The 444-nt window shown below is 68.5% G+C and carries 1 protein-coding gene; it reads right to left on the bottom strand.

Going from position 1 to position 444, the window contains the following annotated elements; translation table 11 throughout:
• Window positions 1-444: ABC transporter ATP-binding protein (locus tag EXE42_RS16935; RefSeq protein ID WP_137707057.1), on the bottom strand; the 444-nt coding region annotated here is incomplete at both ends.

Here is a 444-nt window from a genome sequence, read left to right as displayed (position 1 = left end):
GTCGAAGAGGAACACCTCGGGGTCGCGGACGATCGCCCGCCCGAGCGCGACCCGCTGCTGCTGGCCGCCGGAGAGGTCGGACGGTTTCCGGTCCAGCAGCTCGCCGATCCCCATCGTCCCCGCGGCGTCGGTGACGCGCGTCTCGATCTCGTCGTCGGAGAGGTCCGTCGACTCCTCCAGTCCGAACGCCATGTTCTCCTGTACCGTCATGTGCGGGTACAGCGCGTACGACTGGAACACCATCGCGATGTCGCGGTGCTGGGGTTTCACGTCGTTGATGACGCTCCCGGCGAGTCGGATCTCGCCGCTGGTCACCGTCTCCAGCCCCGCGACCATCCGGAGGGTTGTCGACTTACCGCAGCCGGAGGGGCCGACCACGACGAGGAACTCGCCGTCGCGCATCTCGATGTCGACGTCGTCGACGGCGACGACCTCGCCGTCCCC

Origin of the sequence: Halorubrum sp. SP3 (assembly GCF_005435195.1) — an archaeon.
In the GTDB taxonomy this organism is placed as follows: domain Archaea; phylum Halobacteriota; class Halobacteria; order Halobacteriales; family Haloferacaceae; genus Halorubrum; species Halorubrum sodomense.
The sequence above is the reverse complement of the archived record's forward strand: the minus strand, read 5'-3'. Positions and strand labels throughout refer to the sequence as shown.